Raw genomic sequence first — 14,766 nt, 5'->3', positions numbered from 1 at the left:
ATTCCGCCTCATCGGTTCACACCCGGTCACTGCCCGTCGGACGTCGAGAGCGGGGCGCCCTCGGCGAGGTGCGGCGCCAAGGTGTTGTCGAACATGGTGAGCGCACTGGCGATCGCCATGTGCATGTCCAGGTACTGGTAGGTGCCCAGCCGACCACCGAACAACACGTTGCGCTGTGCGGTCTCGGCTTTCGCGAGGTCGCGGTAAGCCGAGACCTTCGCACGATCCTCCGGGGTGTTGATCGGGTAGTAGGGTTCGTCGTCGGCTTCGGCGAAGCGGCTGAACTCGCGCATGATGACCGTCTTGTCGGCCGGGTAGGAGTCCCGCTCAGGATGGAAATGCCGGAACTCGTGGATACGCGTGTACGGGACGTCGGCGTCGTTGTAGTTCATCACCGGTGTGCCCTGGAAGTCCCCGATGTCAAGTACGTCGGTCTCGAAATCGAGTGTGCGCCAGCCGAGTCGGCCGGCCGAGTAGTCGAAGTAGCGGTCCAGCGGGCCGGTGTAGACCACCGGGGCGTCCGGCGAGATCGCCCGCAACTCGTCGCGCACGTCGAACCAGTCGGTGTCCAGGCGCACCTCGATACGGTCGTCGGCGGCCATCTTCTCCAGCCACGCCGTGTAGCCGTCGACCGGTAGCCCCTCGTAGGTGTCGTTGAAGTAGCGGTTGTCGAAGGTGTAGCGCACCGGTAGCCGGGTGATGTTACCGGCGGGCAACTCCTTCGGGTCGGTCTGCCACTGTTTGGCGGTGTAGTGCTTGACGAACGCCTCATACAGGGGCCGCCCGATGAGGCTGATCGCCTTCTCCTCGAGGTTGCGGGCCTGCGCGGTGTCGATCTCGGCGGCCTGCTCGGCGATCAGGGCCCGCGCCTCGTCGGGCGAGTAGTAGCGGCCGAAGAACTGCGCGACGAGGCCGAGTCCCATCGGGAACTGGTAGGCCTGGCCCTGATACATCGCGAAGACGCGGTGCTGGTAGCCGGTGAAGTCGGTGAACTGGTTTACGTAGTCCCAGACCCGCTTGTTGGAGGTGTGGAACAGGTGTGCGCCGTACTTGTGGATCTCGATGCCGGTGGTCGGCTCGGGTTCGGAGTACGCGTTGCCACCGATGTGTGGTCGGCGGTCCAGCACCAGCACACGCTTGTCGAGTTGGGTCGCGGCCCGCTCGGCGATCGTCAGTCCGAAGAACCCGGAGCCGACCACGATCAGGTCGACGGGGCTGCGGTCCTCACCATTTCCTGCCACGGGTGTTCAGGGTAACGGACCGAACCTGAGTAATCGCCGTGCACACGGCCGCGTGGTGGCGTCGACCTGCACATCCGATCACCGGCCGGGCGGGTGTGAGTCACCCCGGATCTGGGTACCCGCGAACCGGTCGGCCTGAAACCACCGGGCATCGACGTCGTCAGACAACCGTGGAGGGCCCGGTGACCGATGTGCACGTTCTCGATGATCACTCGCCGATGGAACGGGTGGTGGTCGTGGTTCCCGCGCACAATGAAGAACTCCTGCTCACCCGCTGCCTGACCGCGCTGACGGTGGCGGCCGACGCTGTCGCGGTCGAGGTGGAGATCGTGGTGGTCCTCGACGCCTGCACCGATGCCTCCAGCCGGCTCGTACCCGCGCACATCACCGCCCTCACCTGTTCGGCACGGTCGGTGGGCGCTGCGCGTCGTGCCGGTTTCGCCTACGCCGCGAGTCACGATCGCCAGTCGACGCCCGATGAGCACGTCACCTGGTATGCCACCACCGACGCCGATTCGGAGGTTCCGCCGGACTGGTTGGCGACGCACCTGAGCGCAGCGGCCGACGGGGTCGACGCGTTCGTCGGGACGGTGGTCCCCGATGGCTGGGCCGACTGGCCCTCCTCGGTCGCGGAGCTTTTTGCCGACCGTTACCTGGCCGACGACGGCCACCATCACGTACACGGCGCCAACCTGGGGTTTCGCGCCGACACCTACCGCCGGATCGGCGGCTTCGCGCCGCGGACCGGCGACGAGGATGTGGACATCGTGCGGCGGCTGATGGCCTCGGGTGCCCGGGTTCGGCGCAGCGCCCGCTCCCCGGTGGCGACCTCGACGCGACGCGACGGACGCACCGACGCCGGATTCGCCGGCTACCTGCAGCGACTCGAGATCCTGGACCGCGCAACACCGGTCCGGCGCTCTGCCGACCGACCCGCCGACGATCCGGAGGTGGCCCGATGATGATGTGTGATGCCCCGGCGCTCGCGGTGCGCATCGTGACCGAAGGAGACCTCGACGTCCCACTCCCGGGCCGCGGCGACACCGCCGATCGATTCCGCATCCTCACCGAACTCTGCCATCGCGACATCTCGATGGGTCGACTCGTCGAGGCCCATCTAGATGCGGACGCGATCCTGGCCGACATCGTCGGCGAACGCACCGGGTTCGGCGAGTTCTGGGGCGTCTGGGCGGCCGAGCCCCCGGAGCCGATGGTGACCGCCGAACGGCACTCCGGGCGGTGGGAGCTCTCCGGGGCCAAGCCGTGGTGTTCGGGCGTGGTCAGCTGCACACACGCCCTGGTCACCGCCCGCGACGGTGATCAGCGGCGGATGTTCGCCGTCGACCTGCAGCAGCCGGGGGTGCGCCCGGAACGGGGTGGCTGGACCGCCGCAGGCATGCGCACCACCGAGACCGGAACCGCTCGCTTCGACCGGGCGGAGGCCCGTCCGATCGGCGCACCGGGCGCCTATTTGGAGCGGGCGGGGTTCTTCCACGGCGGGATAGGCGTCGCGGCCTGCTGGTTCGGCGGCGCCCGGAAAGTGGCCGGCGCGCTGTACACCGCTGCCGGGCGGCGCCGCGACGACGACATCGCGATGATGCATCTCGGTGCGGTCGACGCCCTCCTGGCCCAGGGCCAAGCAATACTCAGTCATGCCGCGATGACGATCGACGCCGCTCCCGACGACATCGATCGGGCCCGCCGGTTGGCCGCGCAGGTCCGCTGGAGCATGGAACAGATCGCCACCGACGTCATCGACCGGGTGAATCGGGCGTTGGGGCCCGAACCGCTCGTGCATCAGCGCGAGCACGCGCAGGCCGTCGCCGACCTCGGCGTCTACATTCGCCAATCGCACGCCGACCGCGACCTGGTGAACCTCGGTCGGCTCGTCGTCGACGACCGTAACCTTCCGGAGGCCCGATGTCGGTGACCGAACCCGATTCCACCGCGAACGGCCTGGTCGGCACACCGGTCACCACCGACGGCACCACGGAGGACGCCTGGGTCAGCTGGATGGACGCGCAGGAGCCCTGGCCGGAACTGACGCTGGACATCGAGCGCCTGGTGGTGCTCGGCGCGCACCCGGACGACGAGGTGCTCGGTGCAGGCGGGATCATGGCCGCGGCCGCGCAGGCCGGCATCGAGGTCGTGGTGGTGTGCATGTCGGATGGCCGCGCGTCGCATCCGGGGTCGCCTACCCTGTCGCCCGATCAGCTCGCCGACCGGCGCCACATCGAACTCGACACCGCCACCGAGCTGCTGGGTGTCGCCCCGCCCCGATGGTGCGGGCTGCGCGACGGTGCGCTCGCCGAGCAGCGGCACACGATCGGCGGCATCGTCGAGTCGATCGTCGCCGAAGCACCGACCCTCGCGACCGGCCTGCTGTCGGTGTGGTCGGCCGACGGGCACCCCGATCACGACACGGTCGGCGCCGTTGCTGGTGAGGTGGCCGCACGCCTGGACGTGCCGGTGTGGTGGTACCCGATCTGGATGTGGCATTGGGCCGCTCCCGGCGACCCCACCATCCCGTGGCACCGGCTGCGTGCACATCGGATCGACCCGGCGATCCTGGCGGTCAAGCATGCGGCGATCAACGCCTTCGACACCCAGGTCCGGCCACTGTCCGACGACCCGGCAGACGCGGCGATCCTCCCGCCGCACGTGCTGGCCCACCTGATCCGTACCCGCGAGTTCGTGTTCACATGACGCGCGACACCGGGTTTCGGCGAACGATGGCCGACGACTACTTCCATGACATGTACGCACGCAGCGACGACCCGTGGGGCTTCGCCGAGCGGTTCTACGAGCGTCGCAAGTACGCGCTGACGATGGCCGCGCTGCGTGCCGACCATTACGAGCGGGTTTTTGAACCGGGCTGTTCGATCGGAGTACTCAGCGACCAGCTCGCCGCCCGCAGCGATCAGCTGCTGTGCACCGACCTCAGCCCGCGAGCGGTGGAGTTGGCCACCCAACGGCTCGCCCACCACGGCGGTCGCGTGCAAGTACGAACCGCCGACCTGGTGACCGGCTGGCCCGACGAGACGTTCGACCTCATCGTGCTCAGCGAAGTGCTCTACTACCTCGATCCCGTCGCCCTCGACGCTCTGCTGACGCGGCTGCCCCGGTCGCTCCGGCCCCGCGGCGAGGTGATCGCGGTGCACTGGCGGCGTAAAGTCGAGGAGTATCCGCAGTCGGGTGACGACGTTCACGATCGCCTGCTGCACGGAGCGTTGTCCCATGCCGGCGGTTACCGCGACGCCGACCTGCGCCTCGACGTGTTCACCGCCGACGCCGGACCGTCGGTCGCGCAGCGGGAGAATCTCGTACCCTGATCAGGTCACGAGGGCACCCGTAGCGGGGGCGGGCAGCGATCCGCGGAGGAATGAAAATGGACAGCGTGCAGACGACCAGGATGGCCGAACTCATCCGGGAGATCCGAACCGAGGGCGACGACACTGCCGCCGTACTCGGCCGCATCTCCACCGCCGCGGTCGACTCCGTCCCCGGTACCGAATACGCGAGCGTCACCATGGTGACCGCGGGCCGCATCGAGACCCCGGTGGTGGTGGGTGATCTCGCGGGCAAATCCGACGCCCTGCAGCGCGAGTTCAACGAGGGCCCGTGCGTGCGCTCGGCCGTCGACGACACCACGATCATCATCGACGACATGCGCCGCGAGGACCGCTGGCCGCGGTATGCCGAAGCCGCCACCGAACTCGGCATCGGGTCGATGGCCTGCTTCTGCCTCTACATCGACGGTCACGATTTCGGCGCCCTCAACCTGCTGAGCACCACCACCCACGCGTTCGAACCGGACGCGATCGCGGTCGGTCAGCTTTTCGCCGCGCATTGCGCCACCGCGTTCTCCGCGGTCCGCGAGAAGGACCAGCTACTGACCGCGCTGAGTTCGCGCGACATCATCGGGCAGGCGAAGGGCATGATCATGGAGCGCTACCGGATCGACGCCGACCAGGCGTTCCGGCTACTGGCCCGACTGTCGCAGGACAGCAATACCAAACTGGTCGACGTGGCCAAGCAGATCATCGAAGCGGGACCGGGCGTCGACTGAGGCGTCGCAACAGAACTCAGCGCAACCGGTCGTCGTCCGGAAAGCCCTTCACCGGCTGCCCGCCGCCGGCAAGGTAGTCGGCCATTCCCCGTCCCACGAGCGCGTGCGCGCCGGTCTGCTCGCTGAACAGCAACATGCCGCGCTGGAAGAGCTGCACCACCCCGTTGCCGTCGGGGGTCAGGTTCGGTACGCCGATGGCCTGACCGAGCGGGCCGGTGACGCCACCGAGGTCGTCGTAACGGCCGTTGATCGCCTCGGTGCCCGTCGACAGCAGTTGCGAAGCGCCCGGCAGGAGTTGGTCGGTGAGGCTGAGCAGGTTACTCAGGTCCAGCCCGCCACCACCGGGCATGTCGGGGCCGGTGGGAGGCTTCACGATCTTCGGCCGGATGGCCTGCCCCTTGACCGAGAAGAACGCCGACTTGAGTCCCAGGCGGGTGCGGGCCTCTTCACCGCTGACCTCGACGGTCCCGCCGGAGCCGACGGCGCGGACCTTGATCGCGCGGCCGTCTTCGGCGCCGAGACCGTTGGCCTCCACCACCTCCAACGCGCGTAGCGCACCGACACCGAAGGCAGAGCCCACCTGGCCCGCACCGATCGTCGCGGTCCAGTTGTGGTTCGGCGAGACCGTGTCTCCGTCGTCACGCACCGCCGGGAACCGTCCACCGGCCGTGTAACCGCCTGTGGACGCGGAGAATTCGGTGAAGGCGGGCTTGCCGCCCTGCAGCAGAATCTGCCCCGGGGTGGCGTCGGCGGCGCGGTTGGTGCGCGGATCCTCGCCCGCCACACCGCCATACACCTGCGAGTTCTGGGTGTCGTCGATCTTCTTGCCACCGGCGATCGCGGCCAGCGCATAGGTGCGCGCCGCGACCGCTTGTGCCTTGAGCGCTTCTGCCCCACCGGAATCCGCCCATCCCGGCACGCTCTCCTTGGGGATCACACCCTTGACGTAGTCGTCGATGTGGACGCGGTTGCTGACGCGACCGCCGTCGTAGCCGAGAGCGCCACGGTAGGCCTGGTTGGAGCCACAGAACTTCAGGAACTCGCCAGGTGGCCGACTCGGACCCATGTTGACCGGCTCGACCCATTGCGCCGGAACCGACCGCACGACACCGCCACCGCACCCGCTGGTGATGGTGGCGGTACCCCCGGACAGGCTGACCGCCTGTCCGGGAGCCACCATTTGGCCACCGACTCGCATCCCGGCGTCCGCGTGCACATTCACCGAGTTCTTCCCGGTCAGAGCGACCGTGATCTCGGGCCTGTCCACCTTCCCCGCGGTGGTGCCGCCGTAATAGTGGCGCAAAATCTGTGTCGCCGACCAGCCCTTCTGGGCGTAGCCGTAGGCACCCCATTGACCCATCCCGCGGCCGTGGCCGTGTCCATGGCCGATCAGCGTCACCTCGGAACCGGCCGACAATGTCACGTCCTCGGACAGGATCGGCGGTGCGGTCAGCAGCCCGCCGACGAGCAGCGCGGGCACCAAGCCGATCGCCGCCAGTGGCAGCGATCGAGCACGTGTGTGCCGGGGACGTGCGGAAACCAACGTCGCGAGACCTTCCGTGAGCGCGTGCCTGACCGAAACATGAGGTGCGTGTTACTGGTGTGACTAATGTGACGATAGTTAACGATCGCACCGCACAACAACCTCAGCAGGTCACAACCGCATCACGAGTTTCGACGGCTCGGCAGTACTTAGTGGGCGGCCATACGGTCGCCGAGGATGTCGCGCAGTTGGGTACGCGCCCGGTTGAGCCGCGACTTCACGGTCTGAATCCCGACACCCTGCTGCACGGCGATGTCGGCGTAGGTGAGGTCACCGAATTCGCGCAGCACGATGGCCTCGCGGAACTCCGCGGGGAGCTGGGACAGCGCGTCACGCAGCGAATCCCGAAGAGCAATGTGTTCGTCGAACCGCGGAGCGGCATCGTCGTCGGCGAGTTGGACGGACTCTTCCGGATCGCTGAAATCGGCTATCTGCGTGTTGGTTTTACGTTTGCGCACCACCGTCAGCGCGTTGTTGGCGGCGATGCGGTGCAGCCAGGTGGAAAAGCGCGCCTCGCCACGAAACTTGTGCAGGTTCTGCCAAGCCGCGACCAATGTGTTCTGCAAGGCGTCCTCGGCGTCGTGCGGGTTGCCGCAGATGTTGAGACACACCGCCCACACATGATTGCGGTGGGCGGTGACGACCTCGGCGAAGGCGCGCTGGTCGCCTTCGCGTGCCTGCATGAGCAGCGCAGCCTCGTCCATCAGTGGTTCCCGCCCGTCACATCCCCCACCTCAGCTCAGAGATCGTAGTGGCCGTCGTCCGGACCGGCACCGTCATCGTGGGACTCGGCACCGCTGTGATCAGCGGGCCCGGTCGCTGCGTTGTCGTCGAGGGCCGGGTCCTCGAGGGTCGGGTCGCTGGAGGTGGGACCGCTGAGGTCAGGGTCGCCGAGGGCTGGTTCGGCCGCCACGACATCGTGGTCCGATACCGACCCGGACTCGCCTCCGTCGTGGGTGCCCTCGAGCACGGCCGGCTCCACGATGATCTCGTCGTTAGCGGCGAGCGTCGGTGGTTCGTCGTCCATCTCCGGAACCGTGTCGGGATCGGCGGTCGCCGACGGATCGAACGCTGCCTGCAGCGCAGCACTCCAGACATCGTCGGGTGGCGCCGGCGAGGCGGCGGGGTCGATGCCGAGCGAAGCCAGGATCGACGGCTCCTCCTGCATGTGATGCCCTCCGTTCGGATGAATCCGAGGTCGCCACCGCATGGTGGCCGGTCCCCTATGTGATGCTACGGGCCGTCGGGAATGTTCCCACAGCGAAGTGCCGATGGCCGGACATGCCGAGCCGTCGAGAGATTCGAGTCAGGCACATTCGTGCCCGTAATCTCAACGGCGAGCCGGCCACAATCGAGGCGCGATCGCCGGCGCCATCCTCGGCGGGGTTGGGGGCCTGGGTCGCTCCGGGACCGGGTGGTGCGCTTGCCTGGCACCCACCGGCCCCGACGATGACCGGCCCGAGCTCGACCTCGCCGGCTACGTGCAGCGCGGCGAAACGCTCTACGCCTCTCACGCGAAGGTGTCGGCTCAGTCGGCCCGCTCGTGGCAGCCCTGACGATGGCAGCCACCAATACCGCCGAAGCCATCGCGACCGACTCACCCGGCGGGCGGTTGCGGGTGCCGATGCTGTGCGCACTCGACGAGGCAGCCAACGTCCTGCGCTGGCCTGATCTGCCGAAGCTGTACTCGCACTTCGGGTCGCGCGGCATCATCATCTTGACGATCTTGCAGTCGTGGTCCCAGGGGATCGGGATGTTCGGCGACCGCCCGATGAAGCAGCTCGAATCATCGTCGAACATCTACATCTACGGCGGCAACGTCCGCGAATCGGCCTACCTGGAAAGCCTCGCCAAACTCGCCGGCCAGTACTACCGCAAAGCCCGCAACATCTCCGACTCCACCGGCCGCGGCGGCGGTGGCATCGATCCACACCACGTTGGAGAACATCTTCACCGCCCGCGACCTCGCATCGTGGCCACGAGGTCGGCTGCTGCTGTTCTCCGCCGGCAACCCGCCGACGATCCTGCAAACAGTGCCGTGGTGGGACAAGCCCAACGCCGCCCTCATCACGCAGTCACTGGCCGAATACAGCCCCGACACCACAACCTCGACAACCGAGGATGCACCCGATGACCAGTCAGCCGCCTAACCCGGCCACTCTCGATACGAAGACAAGACACGTCGATGAGTAGTGAGCTGTTCGCCGACGAAGAGTTCGACGACGTCGATGCCGACAGCGGCTCCGAGGACACCGAACAGGAGCAGGGGCCGGCGCCCGAGTTTGAGTCGGTGTATGAGTTCGTCGACACCCACCTGGTACGGATCTACGCCCGCAAAGTCACCCATAAACAAGACCGACGGTGGTGTCCACGCTGGTTTGAACATCCCGAAGCTGCACCTGGACTGCGACGGCCGCTGGGCATAATGGTCACCGGCGGCAACATCAACGACGCCGCGGTGATGACCTCCGTGCTCGAGAACATCCGCGTGCCTCGCGACGGGAAGGCCCCCCGCACCCGCCCCGACCGGGTGCTCGCCGACAAGGGGTACCCGTCGAAGGCGAACCGCGCCTCGCTCCGCGACCGAGGGATCGCGGCGACCATCCCGGAGCGTGATGACCAGATCGCGCACCGCCGCAAGAAGCCGGGCCGGCCGATCGACTTCGCCGACCAGCAGCAAGGACGATACAAGGGCCGCAACGTCGTCGAGCGCTGCTTCAACAGGCTCAAGCAGTGGCGCGGCATCGCGATGCGCTCCGACAAGCTCCTCCGCAGCTACCGAGCGGCATCCGCAGCTACCGAGCGGCCGTCAACCTCGCCGCAACGCTCAACACGGCCTAGACGTTGTAGCCGATCGTCCTCAAGATCGACGTCTGCATCCGAGAGCCAACCGTCGATCTGCGTGACCGCTACAGGTTCTAGGGTAGGCTCGCTATCTTGAGCCAAGCCATCATCACCATCGGAACGGCCGGGAGGATCGATGCATGGCTATGTCTCCGGACTGGCGAGTAAAAGACACTCCGAAGCCCTTCGGGTGTCTCTTACTCTTAGCTTAGATCTGAGTCTTTCTGGATCGACAGTCCGACAGCGGTTGTAACACGGCATCGCGAACTGTCACCCGAGCCACGACTCGATGTTTCCGACAACGATGCTCGCGTCGTTGGCCTCGAAGTTCAGAAGACTCGTATCAACTCCCCAGAAAGTTCGGTGGTTGCGATCGAGAATCAACGTTCCTCCGCTGCGCTTCGCGACCCATGGCAGCGCTGCGGTGTGAGGATTCACTGCCAACATCCGTCCTGATGCTTGGGTGGAACCGGGACCGCGGGACATTCGCCACGCGCGGAGATGTCCTGCGCCAGTGAACATTGCTTTCATAGACTCTGTTGCGTCGGCGAAAGTGAGCGTCACCTCGGTGGCTGGGGGCACGAGGAGCGGGAAGGCAATGAGGTCTGCGTAGGAGAGAGTCCCAGCAGTTGATCCGCGGAGCACTTTGAGATCCTGCCGCCGGGAACGATGAGTGTTATCAATCCGGTGGCAGGAGGCCAACACCGAGGTTCCGACAGCAGGGAGAATCAGCGTGATCGCCTCCAACAGGGGCGACTTCTTGGTGAAGTGCACGATGATGTCACCGTGGTCGAGCCTGGTCGCGATGTAAGGTGCGTGGAAGCCTGCCGAACCTTCGGGCTCAATTGCCACTCGGTGCTGGTTGAATTGATGGCGGATCAGCTGCGACTCGCCGTCGAAGTCGATATCGACGACGGCACCGTCAAGTGACACTTGACGGAAACCTGGGAGGTTGCTGGCCAGCACCATAGAAACGGTTCAGCCTCCGGCGTCGTCTAGCAGCAACCGAAGCCGTAGCTCAGCGGCCGGTTGAAGTCTCGTCCATGCCTCCACGAAACATGCCCGTGCTTCGGACCGAGGCCACTGCCGTGGCAACACCGAATCCGGAAGGTCAGGATCCTGCCTGGGGAAGACACGCCACTCATCCATAATCCGGGTGCGCGCGACAAGAGCCTCCGCCGGCGCGACGAGCCCTTTTCGCGCTCGGTCGATGAGAGGAGAGACCGAGCGAATCAGAAGGTGGTACCGTTCCGCCAGCTCATCGAGGTTCCACGACTGCCGAAACTGCGCCAGGATCGAAGCGGGGTCTCCGGCGATGGTTCCGCGAATGACTAACGCGTTGGTGACACCGGCATCCGCCAACGCACGTTGGGCGGAATCCACACTCGCGTGTGCTGCTGTCCATAGCCCGTCGTACAACGGAGCGAAACCCAACGCACGCAGCTGTGTACGCAGGGTGTGTCGTCGAGCCCGCTCGGACTCGACGACGGAAAAGGCGACCAATGTCCAGAGTCCGTCCCATGGCCGATCCTCTCCAAAAGCAATGATGCGGCTGGTGTCCTCGTCGATCATCTTGATCGCCTCGTCGGTCATGAAATACGAGGTGGTGCGGCCAGACCTAGTGCGCTCGAGGATGGACTTCTTCACGAGACGGCTCAGGGCCGTACGTGTGGCGTCGGGGGCGATGTCGAAGTCCTGGAAGACAGCTACTAAGACGGACGAGGGCACGGTGTCCCCCAGCACGTGCCGGTAGTCCGCCAGCAGCGTCACCAGCAGACGCTGCGGCAGGGAGTCCGTGGGTTCTCGCAGCATTGTTTAATCCTCGCTTGTCAGACCATACCGCCTTCCGCACACTCTACTGATTGCCATATCGCATGACGCCCGTAAGCACTGTGTTCTCCGGGGTGCTCGACGAGAGGCGTCGTAGCGTCCGCCGTACCGTGAAGGCATGGCATCACGTTTAGGTCCTGGTTGAGACCGAAGATTATCCATTTCATCTGACGCGTAATGATTTACAGATGCCACGAGCTACCTACGGTCTCAGCGGACCGACTAGACACCCTGCTTGGATCGACACCGGATTCATGACGCATCTATTGCGTACGTCCATGTGATGTTATATGTTGATCCACATCACAGATGCGAGTTGGTCCACCGCCCGTCCTACCATCACGGCACCGCAGGCCTTCGCATGCATGCATGACAGCTCAGGCTCGCGATCTCGTCTCCCAGGAATGTGGACCAGGGCGCCAGCGCCAGCTGTGAAACTCATTGCCTAAAGAAAGAGAACGTAGTGCCCCCCAATCAATCTTTGCGACGCAACGCCATCGGCGTTCCAGGCCTGGTGTTTCTCGTCATCGCCGCAGTTGGACCGGTAGGGGCCGTGCTTGCTGCCACACCCCTGGTATTCATGCAAAACGGCGCTGGTGCGACGGGTACTTACGTGCTTGCAGCAGCCCTGTTTGGGGTCTTCTCTGTCGGATATGTCGCGATGAGCCGCTACATGGGCACCGCAGGGGGCTTCGTTACCTACATTGCACGTGGATTCTCGCCACGAGTAGGCGCAGCCGCAGCATACGCGGCGTTACTCGTCTACTGTGCAATGCTCTGCGGTCTGTACGGGGCCTTCGCTGTCTTCACCAAACAGACCATCGACGAGTATTTCGGAATGGACGTCCCGTGGGAACTGATCACGCTGATCACAATCGCTTTATTGGGAACACTGGCATACAACAAGGTTGAGTTCAGCACCCGAATTCTGGCGGTGCTTCTAGTTGTCGAGGCCGCCGTCATCCTGATCCTCGATATCTCGATCGTCGTTCGTGGCGGAGATGGTGGTGGAGCACCTATGTCATTCATAGGTTTTACCCCTGCAGCGATGTTGACCGGTGGAATCGGAATCGCGTTCCTGTTCGCGCTATCGTCGTTCGGCGGCTTCGAAGCCACTGTGGTTTTCAGCGAAGAGGCACGCAACCCGAGACGCACTATTCCCCTGGCGACCTACGCCTCGATTCTGTTGATCGGCGGGTTCTATGCGTTCAGCACGTGGGCCATTGCCAACGGTGTAGGCATCGAAGAGGTACAGCAGACCGCGCAGACTGATCCCGTCGGATTCATCCTCGCGTTGAGCGACCATTACGTAGGGCCGGTGTGGTCCGACCTGATGGGCATCCTCGTCGTAGCCAATTTTATCGGAATACTTCTCGGGTTCACTAACATCCTCAGCAGGTACGTATTCGCGATGGCGCGGGTTGGAGTCTTGCCTAGAGGATTGTCGCGTACGCATACCAAGTACCAGTCTCCACACAGGGCTAGCCTGGTGGTTTCCGTAGCAGCAGCCCTGGTGACAGGCGCGTTCATGATCGCCTCGGCCGATCCATTCTCCACGATGTACTCGCTCCTGTTCGCGTTAGCCTCAGTGGGACTGCTATCGATCATCGCGGCCACAAGCCTGTCGGCCATCGCATTCTTCCGCAAAAACCGGACTCCTGAACGCATTTGGGGAACAACGATTTTCCCCATCCTTAGTGCCATAGGCTTCACTGTTGCGATCTACCTGAGCGTCGCCCACTTCGACGTACTGACCGGCGGCCAAGCCGGATTGGCAGGGTTGATCTGGCTTCTGATACCTGCGGTTGCTGGCGTCGGCTACGTGGTGGCCCTTGTCCGGGGTGACGGGCAAATTGACTTCACTCGTGCCGAGAGTGATCCATCCCCCTTGCCTTCACGGGCGGCGTAGATCGACCCGCACTGGGTACGCAGCCGGCCGAATCTCAACAACCTTACGAAACTGTAGGCGCCCGCCCTCCCCCACTCAGGTCCACTTGTCCACTCTACGAAGAACTCGCACCTCCAACCTGCTACAGAGGAGAACAGCATGACAGACGCACCTGTCGTACTCGGCCGATCACGGATCGACGTGACCGACTTCGTTCCGATGACGATCGCTGGTGAGCGACACGGAAGCGTGCACTTCATCCGTGACGACAGAAGAAACGACCGAGTCAACCGGGTTGCCGTGTGGGAGCTGACCGATGATCAGCTCCCCTACGAGGCGGCGTACGAATTTCGCTCCGACGAGACCATGCTGATCGTGCAGGGAGAGTTGCGCATCACTTTTGCGAATGGCAGTTCTACCGTGTTCCGGGCCGGCGACATAGTGTCCGTCGCCGCGGGCACCAAATCGACCTGGCGGATCAACGAACCATTCAGAAAGTTCGTCGTCGAGACGGGAGTGGCGCATGAACAAGCACACTGATGTCCTCGTAGTCGGAGGCGGATTCGCGGGTGTCACAGCTGCCCGCGAACTTGGGACAAGCGGCTACGCTGTGACCCTTCTCGAAGCGAGAGATCGGTTGGGTGGTCGAACTTGGTACGAGCGAGATCGGATCGCAGGATTCGACGTCGAAATGGGCGGAGGCTGGCTCGGTGACGACGAGGCTTTTGCAATGGCCGAGGTCGATCGGTATGGCATCCAGCTTCTTCGTGATGACGCCGCGCCACAACAACTTCTGTGGCGGTCAGTGCACGGAGTAAGGCGGAGTGTGCTGCCCGTGCCGTTCGATCAACTTGCCGACCTCGAGCGCGCTGTGCTCCGAATGAATCAGGTAGCCTCGCGTATTCCGCAAGACTTGGTTTACAACCCTGCAGAGCTGGCCAGCCTGCACGACCTTGAGATCCCTCTTCCCCAACTGTTTGAAGATCTGCAGCTACCTACCGAGACTCACGCGGTACTCGAAGGATTCTGGTCAGGTATCAGTTCGGCGCACTGGAGCCAGATGTCAGCACTGCATGCCGCCCGGCTGATCGCCGCCTCGGGAAACACGTTCATGGGGTTCATGTGACGAGGCTCAAGAAAGTTCCCCAGGTGTGCTCACTGAAATTCCCCACCTGTGGGCGGCTTCTACTGTAGCGACCTTCGGGTGGGGGCGGTGGCGGTGCGCTGGTTTTGGGTGCGGGCGTGGTGGTCGCGTAGCCGGTAGGAGTCGCCGTCGAGTTTGAGTACGACTGAGCGGTGCAGCAGGCGGTCGAGCATGGCGGCGGCGACGGTGGTGTCGCCGAGTACCTCG

Annotated in this window: 17 protein-coding genes; 10 read left to right on the top strand and 7 right to left on the bottom strand. The window is 64.7% G+C overall.

Going from position 1 to position 14,766, the window contains the following annotated elements:
* Positions 1 to 26 precede the first annotated feature (26 nt).
* Positions 27 to 1,241: a UDP-galactopyranose mutase gene (gene glf / locus OSB52_RS22050; RefSeq protein ID WP_266063532.1), complete on the bottom strand. Its 1,215-nt coding sequence runs from the start codon at positions 1,239 to 1,241 to the stop codon at positions 27 to 29.
* A 182-nt stretch (positions 1,242 to 1,423) separates the two neighbouring features.
* On the opposite strand from glf, the gene OSB52_RS22045 reads away from it, so the two are divergent.
* Genes OSB52_RS22045 through OSB52_RS22025 form a run of 5 tightly spaced genes read left to right on the top strand, consistent with a single transcriptional unit; the run spans position 1,424 to position 5,310 of the window.
* A complete protein-coding gene (locus OSB52_RS22045; RefSeq protein WP_266063531.1) occupies positions 1,424 to 2,203 on the top strand; it encodes a glycosyltransferase family 2 protein in 780 nt (259 codons plus the stop codon).
* Between the two features lie 2 nt (positions 2,204 to 2,205).
* Positions 2,206 to 3,171: an acyl-CoA dehydrogenase family protein gene (locus OSB52_RS22040; protein WP_372474991.1), complete on the top strand. Its 966-nt coding sequence runs from the start codon at positions 2,206 to 2,208 to the stop codon at positions 3,169 to 3,171.
* Positions 3,162 to 3,947: a PIG-L deacetylase family protein gene (locus OSB52_RS22035; protein WP_266063530.1), complete on the top strand. Its 786-nt coding sequence runs from the start codon at positions 3,162 to 3,164 to the stop codon at positions 3,945 to 3,947. The genes OSB52_RS22040 and OSB52_RS22035 overlap by 10 nt, the downstream gene beginning before the upstream one ends.
* Complete coding sequence (locus tag OSB52_RS22030) at positions 3,944 to 4,573, top strand: class I SAM-dependent DNA methyltransferase (RefSeq protein WP_266063529.1); 630 nt, start codon at positions 3,944 to 3,946, stop codon at positions 4,571 to 4,573. Before OSB52_RS22035 ends, OSB52_RS22030 begins: the two co-directional genes overlap by 4 nt.
* Positions 4,574 to 4,629: 56 nt before the next feature.
* Complete coding sequence (locus OSB52_RS22025) at positions 4,630 to 5,310, top strand: GAF and ANTAR domain-containing protein (RefSeq protein ID WP_266063528.1); 681 nt, start codon at positions 4,630 to 4,632, stop codon at positions 5,308 to 5,310.
* 16 nt (positions 5,311 to 5,326) lie between these two features.
* On the opposite strand, the gene OSB52_RS22020 is transcribed toward OSB52_RS22025, so the two are convergent.
* The 3 genes from OSB52_RS22020 to OSB52_RS22010 form a co-directional block, all read right to left on the bottom strand.
* A complete protein-coding gene (locus OSB52_RS22020) occupies positions 5,327 to 6,853 on the bottom strand; it encodes a SpoIID/LytB domain-containing protein (protein WP_266063527.1) in 1,527 nt (508 codons plus the stop codon).
* Between the two features lie 149 nt (positions 6,854 to 7,002).
* A complete protein-coding gene (locus tag OSB52_RS22015; RefSeq protein WP_266063526.1) occupies positions 7,003 to 7,557 on the bottom strand; it encodes an RNA polymerase sigma factor in 555 nt (184 codons plus the stop codon).
* A 35-nt stretch (positions 7,558 to 7,592) separates the two neighbouring features.
* Complete coding sequence (locus OSB52_RS22010; RefSeq protein ID WP_266063525.1) at positions 7,593 to 8,021, bottom strand: hypothetical protein; 429 nt, start codon at positions 8,019 to 8,021, stop codon at positions 7,593 to 7,595.
* A 390-nt stretch (positions 8,022 to 8,411) separates the two neighbouring features.
* On the opposite strand from OSB52_RS22010, the gene OSB52_RS22005 reads away from it, so the two are divergent.
* Positions 8,412 to 8,987, top strand: coding sequence for a TraG/TraD/VirD4 family protein (locus tag OSB52_RS22005; protein WP_266063524.1), 576 nt, complete (start codon positions 8,412 to 8,414; stop codon positions 8,985 to 8,987).
* A 51-nt stretch (positions 8,988 to 9,038) separates the two neighbouring features.
* Positions 9,039 to 9,794 carry a transposase gene (locus tag OSB52_RS21995; RefSeq protein WP_328715522.1) on the top strand — a complete coding sequence of 252 codons (756 nt, stop codon included), beginning with the start codon at positions 9,039 to 9,041 and terminating at the stop codon, positions 9,792 to 9,794.
* Positions 9,795 to 9,967: 173 nt separating this feature from the next.
* On the opposite strand, the gene OSB52_RS21990 is transcribed toward OSB52_RS21995, so the two are convergent.
* Together OSB52_RS21990 and OSB52_RS21985 are read right to left on the bottom strand one after the other, a co-directional pair.
* Positions 9,968 to 10,663 (bottom strand): hypothetical protein, encoded by a 696-nt coding sequence (locus OSB52_RS21990; RefSeq protein WP_266063523.1) that lies wholly within the window; start codon positions 10,661 to 10,663, stop codon positions 9,968 to 9,970.
* A 12-nt stretch (positions 10,664 to 10,675) separates the two neighbouring features.
* Positions 10,676 to 11,509, bottom strand: coding sequence for a PaaX family transcriptional regulator (locus OSB52_RS21985; RefSeq protein ID WP_266063522.1), 834 nt, complete (start codon positions 11,507 to 11,509; stop codon positions 10,676 to 10,678).
* Between the two features lie 481 nt (positions 11,510 to 11,990).
* Here OSB52_RS21985 and OSB52_RS21980 point away from each other — a divergent pair, with 481 nt between their 5' ends.
* The 3 genes from OSB52_RS21980 to OSB52_RS21970 all read left to right on the top strand — a co-directional run bounded on the left by OSB52_RS21980 (position 11,991) and on the right by OSB52_RS21970 (position 14,541).
* On the top strand, positions 11,991 to 13,436 hold the full coding sequence (locus OSB52_RS21980) for an APC family permease (RefSeq protein ID WP_266063521.1): 1,446 nt from the start codon (positions 11,991 to 11,993) through the stop codon (positions 13,434 to 13,436).
* Between the two features lie 180 nt (positions 13,437 to 13,616).
* Complete coding sequence (locus OSB52_RS21975; protein ID WP_266063520.1) at positions 13,617 to 13,955, top strand: cupin domain-containing protein; 339 nt, start codon at positions 13,617 to 13,619, stop codon at positions 13,953 to 13,955.
* Positions 13,939 to 14,541, top strand: coding sequence for an FAD-dependent oxidoreductase (locus OSB52_RS21970; RefSeq protein WP_266063519.1), 603 nt, complete (start codon positions 13,939 to 13,941; stop codon positions 14,539 to 14,541). Before OSB52_RS21975 ends, OSB52_RS21970 begins: the two co-directional genes overlap by 17 nt.
* Positions 14,542 to 14,600: 59 nt before the next feature.
* Here OSB52_RS21970 and OSB52_RS21965 read toward each other — a convergent pair.
* Positions 14,601 to 14,766 (bottom strand): ATP-binding protein (locus OSB52_RS21965; protein ID WP_266063542.1); only part of this gene is annotated, 166 nt, incomplete at its 5' end.

It is taken from the genome of Gordonia aquimaris (assembly GCF_026262595.1).
Classification (GTDB): Bacteria; Actinomycetota; Actinomycetes; order Mycobacteriales; family Mycobacteriaceae; genus Gordonia; species Gordonia tangerina.
The sequence above is the reverse complement of the archived record's forward strand: the minus strand, read 5'-3'. Positions and strand labels throughout refer to the sequence as shown.

Coding starts and splice junctions, on each gene's coding strand:
- OSB52_RS22040 (WP_372474991.1), top strand. CDS start 2,206: ATGTGTGATGCCCCGGCGCTCGCGGTGCGCATCGTGACCGAAGGAGAC.
- OSB52_RS22035 (WP_266063530.1), top strand. CDS start 3,162: ATGTCGGTGACCGAACCCGATTCCACCGCGAACGGCCTGGTCGGCACA.
- OSB52_RS22030 (WP_266063529.1), top strand. CDS start 3,944: ATGACGCGCGACACCGGGTTTCGGCGAACGATGGCCGACGACTACTTC.
- OSB52_RS22025 (WP_266063528.1), top strand. CDS start 4,630: ATGGACAGCGTGCAGACGACCAGGATGGCCGAACTCATCCGGGAGATC.
- OSB52_RS22015 (WP_266063526.1), bottom strand. CDS start 7,557: ATGGACGAGGCTGCGCTGCTCATGCAGGCACGCGAAGGCGACCAGCGC.
- OSB52_RS22010 (WP_266063525.1), bottom strand. CDS start 8,021: ATGCAGGAGGAGCCGTCGATCCTGGCTTCGCTCGGCATCGACCCCGCC.
- OSB52_RS22005 (WP_266063524.1), top strand. CDS start 8,412: ATGGCAGCCACCAATACCGCCGAAGCCATCGCGACCGACTCACCCGGC.
- OSB52_RS21995 (WP_328715522.1), top strand. CDS start 9,039: ATGAGTAGTGAGCTGTTCGCCGACGAAGAGTTCGACGACGTCGATGCC.
- OSB52_RS21985 (WP_266063522.1), bottom strand. CDS start 11,509: ATGCTGCGAGAACCCACGGACTCCCTGCCGCAGCGTCTGCTGGTGACG.
- OSB52_RS21970 (WP_266063519.1), top strand. CDS start 13,939: ATGAACAAGCACACTGATGTCCTCGTAGTCGGAGGCGGATTCGCGGGT.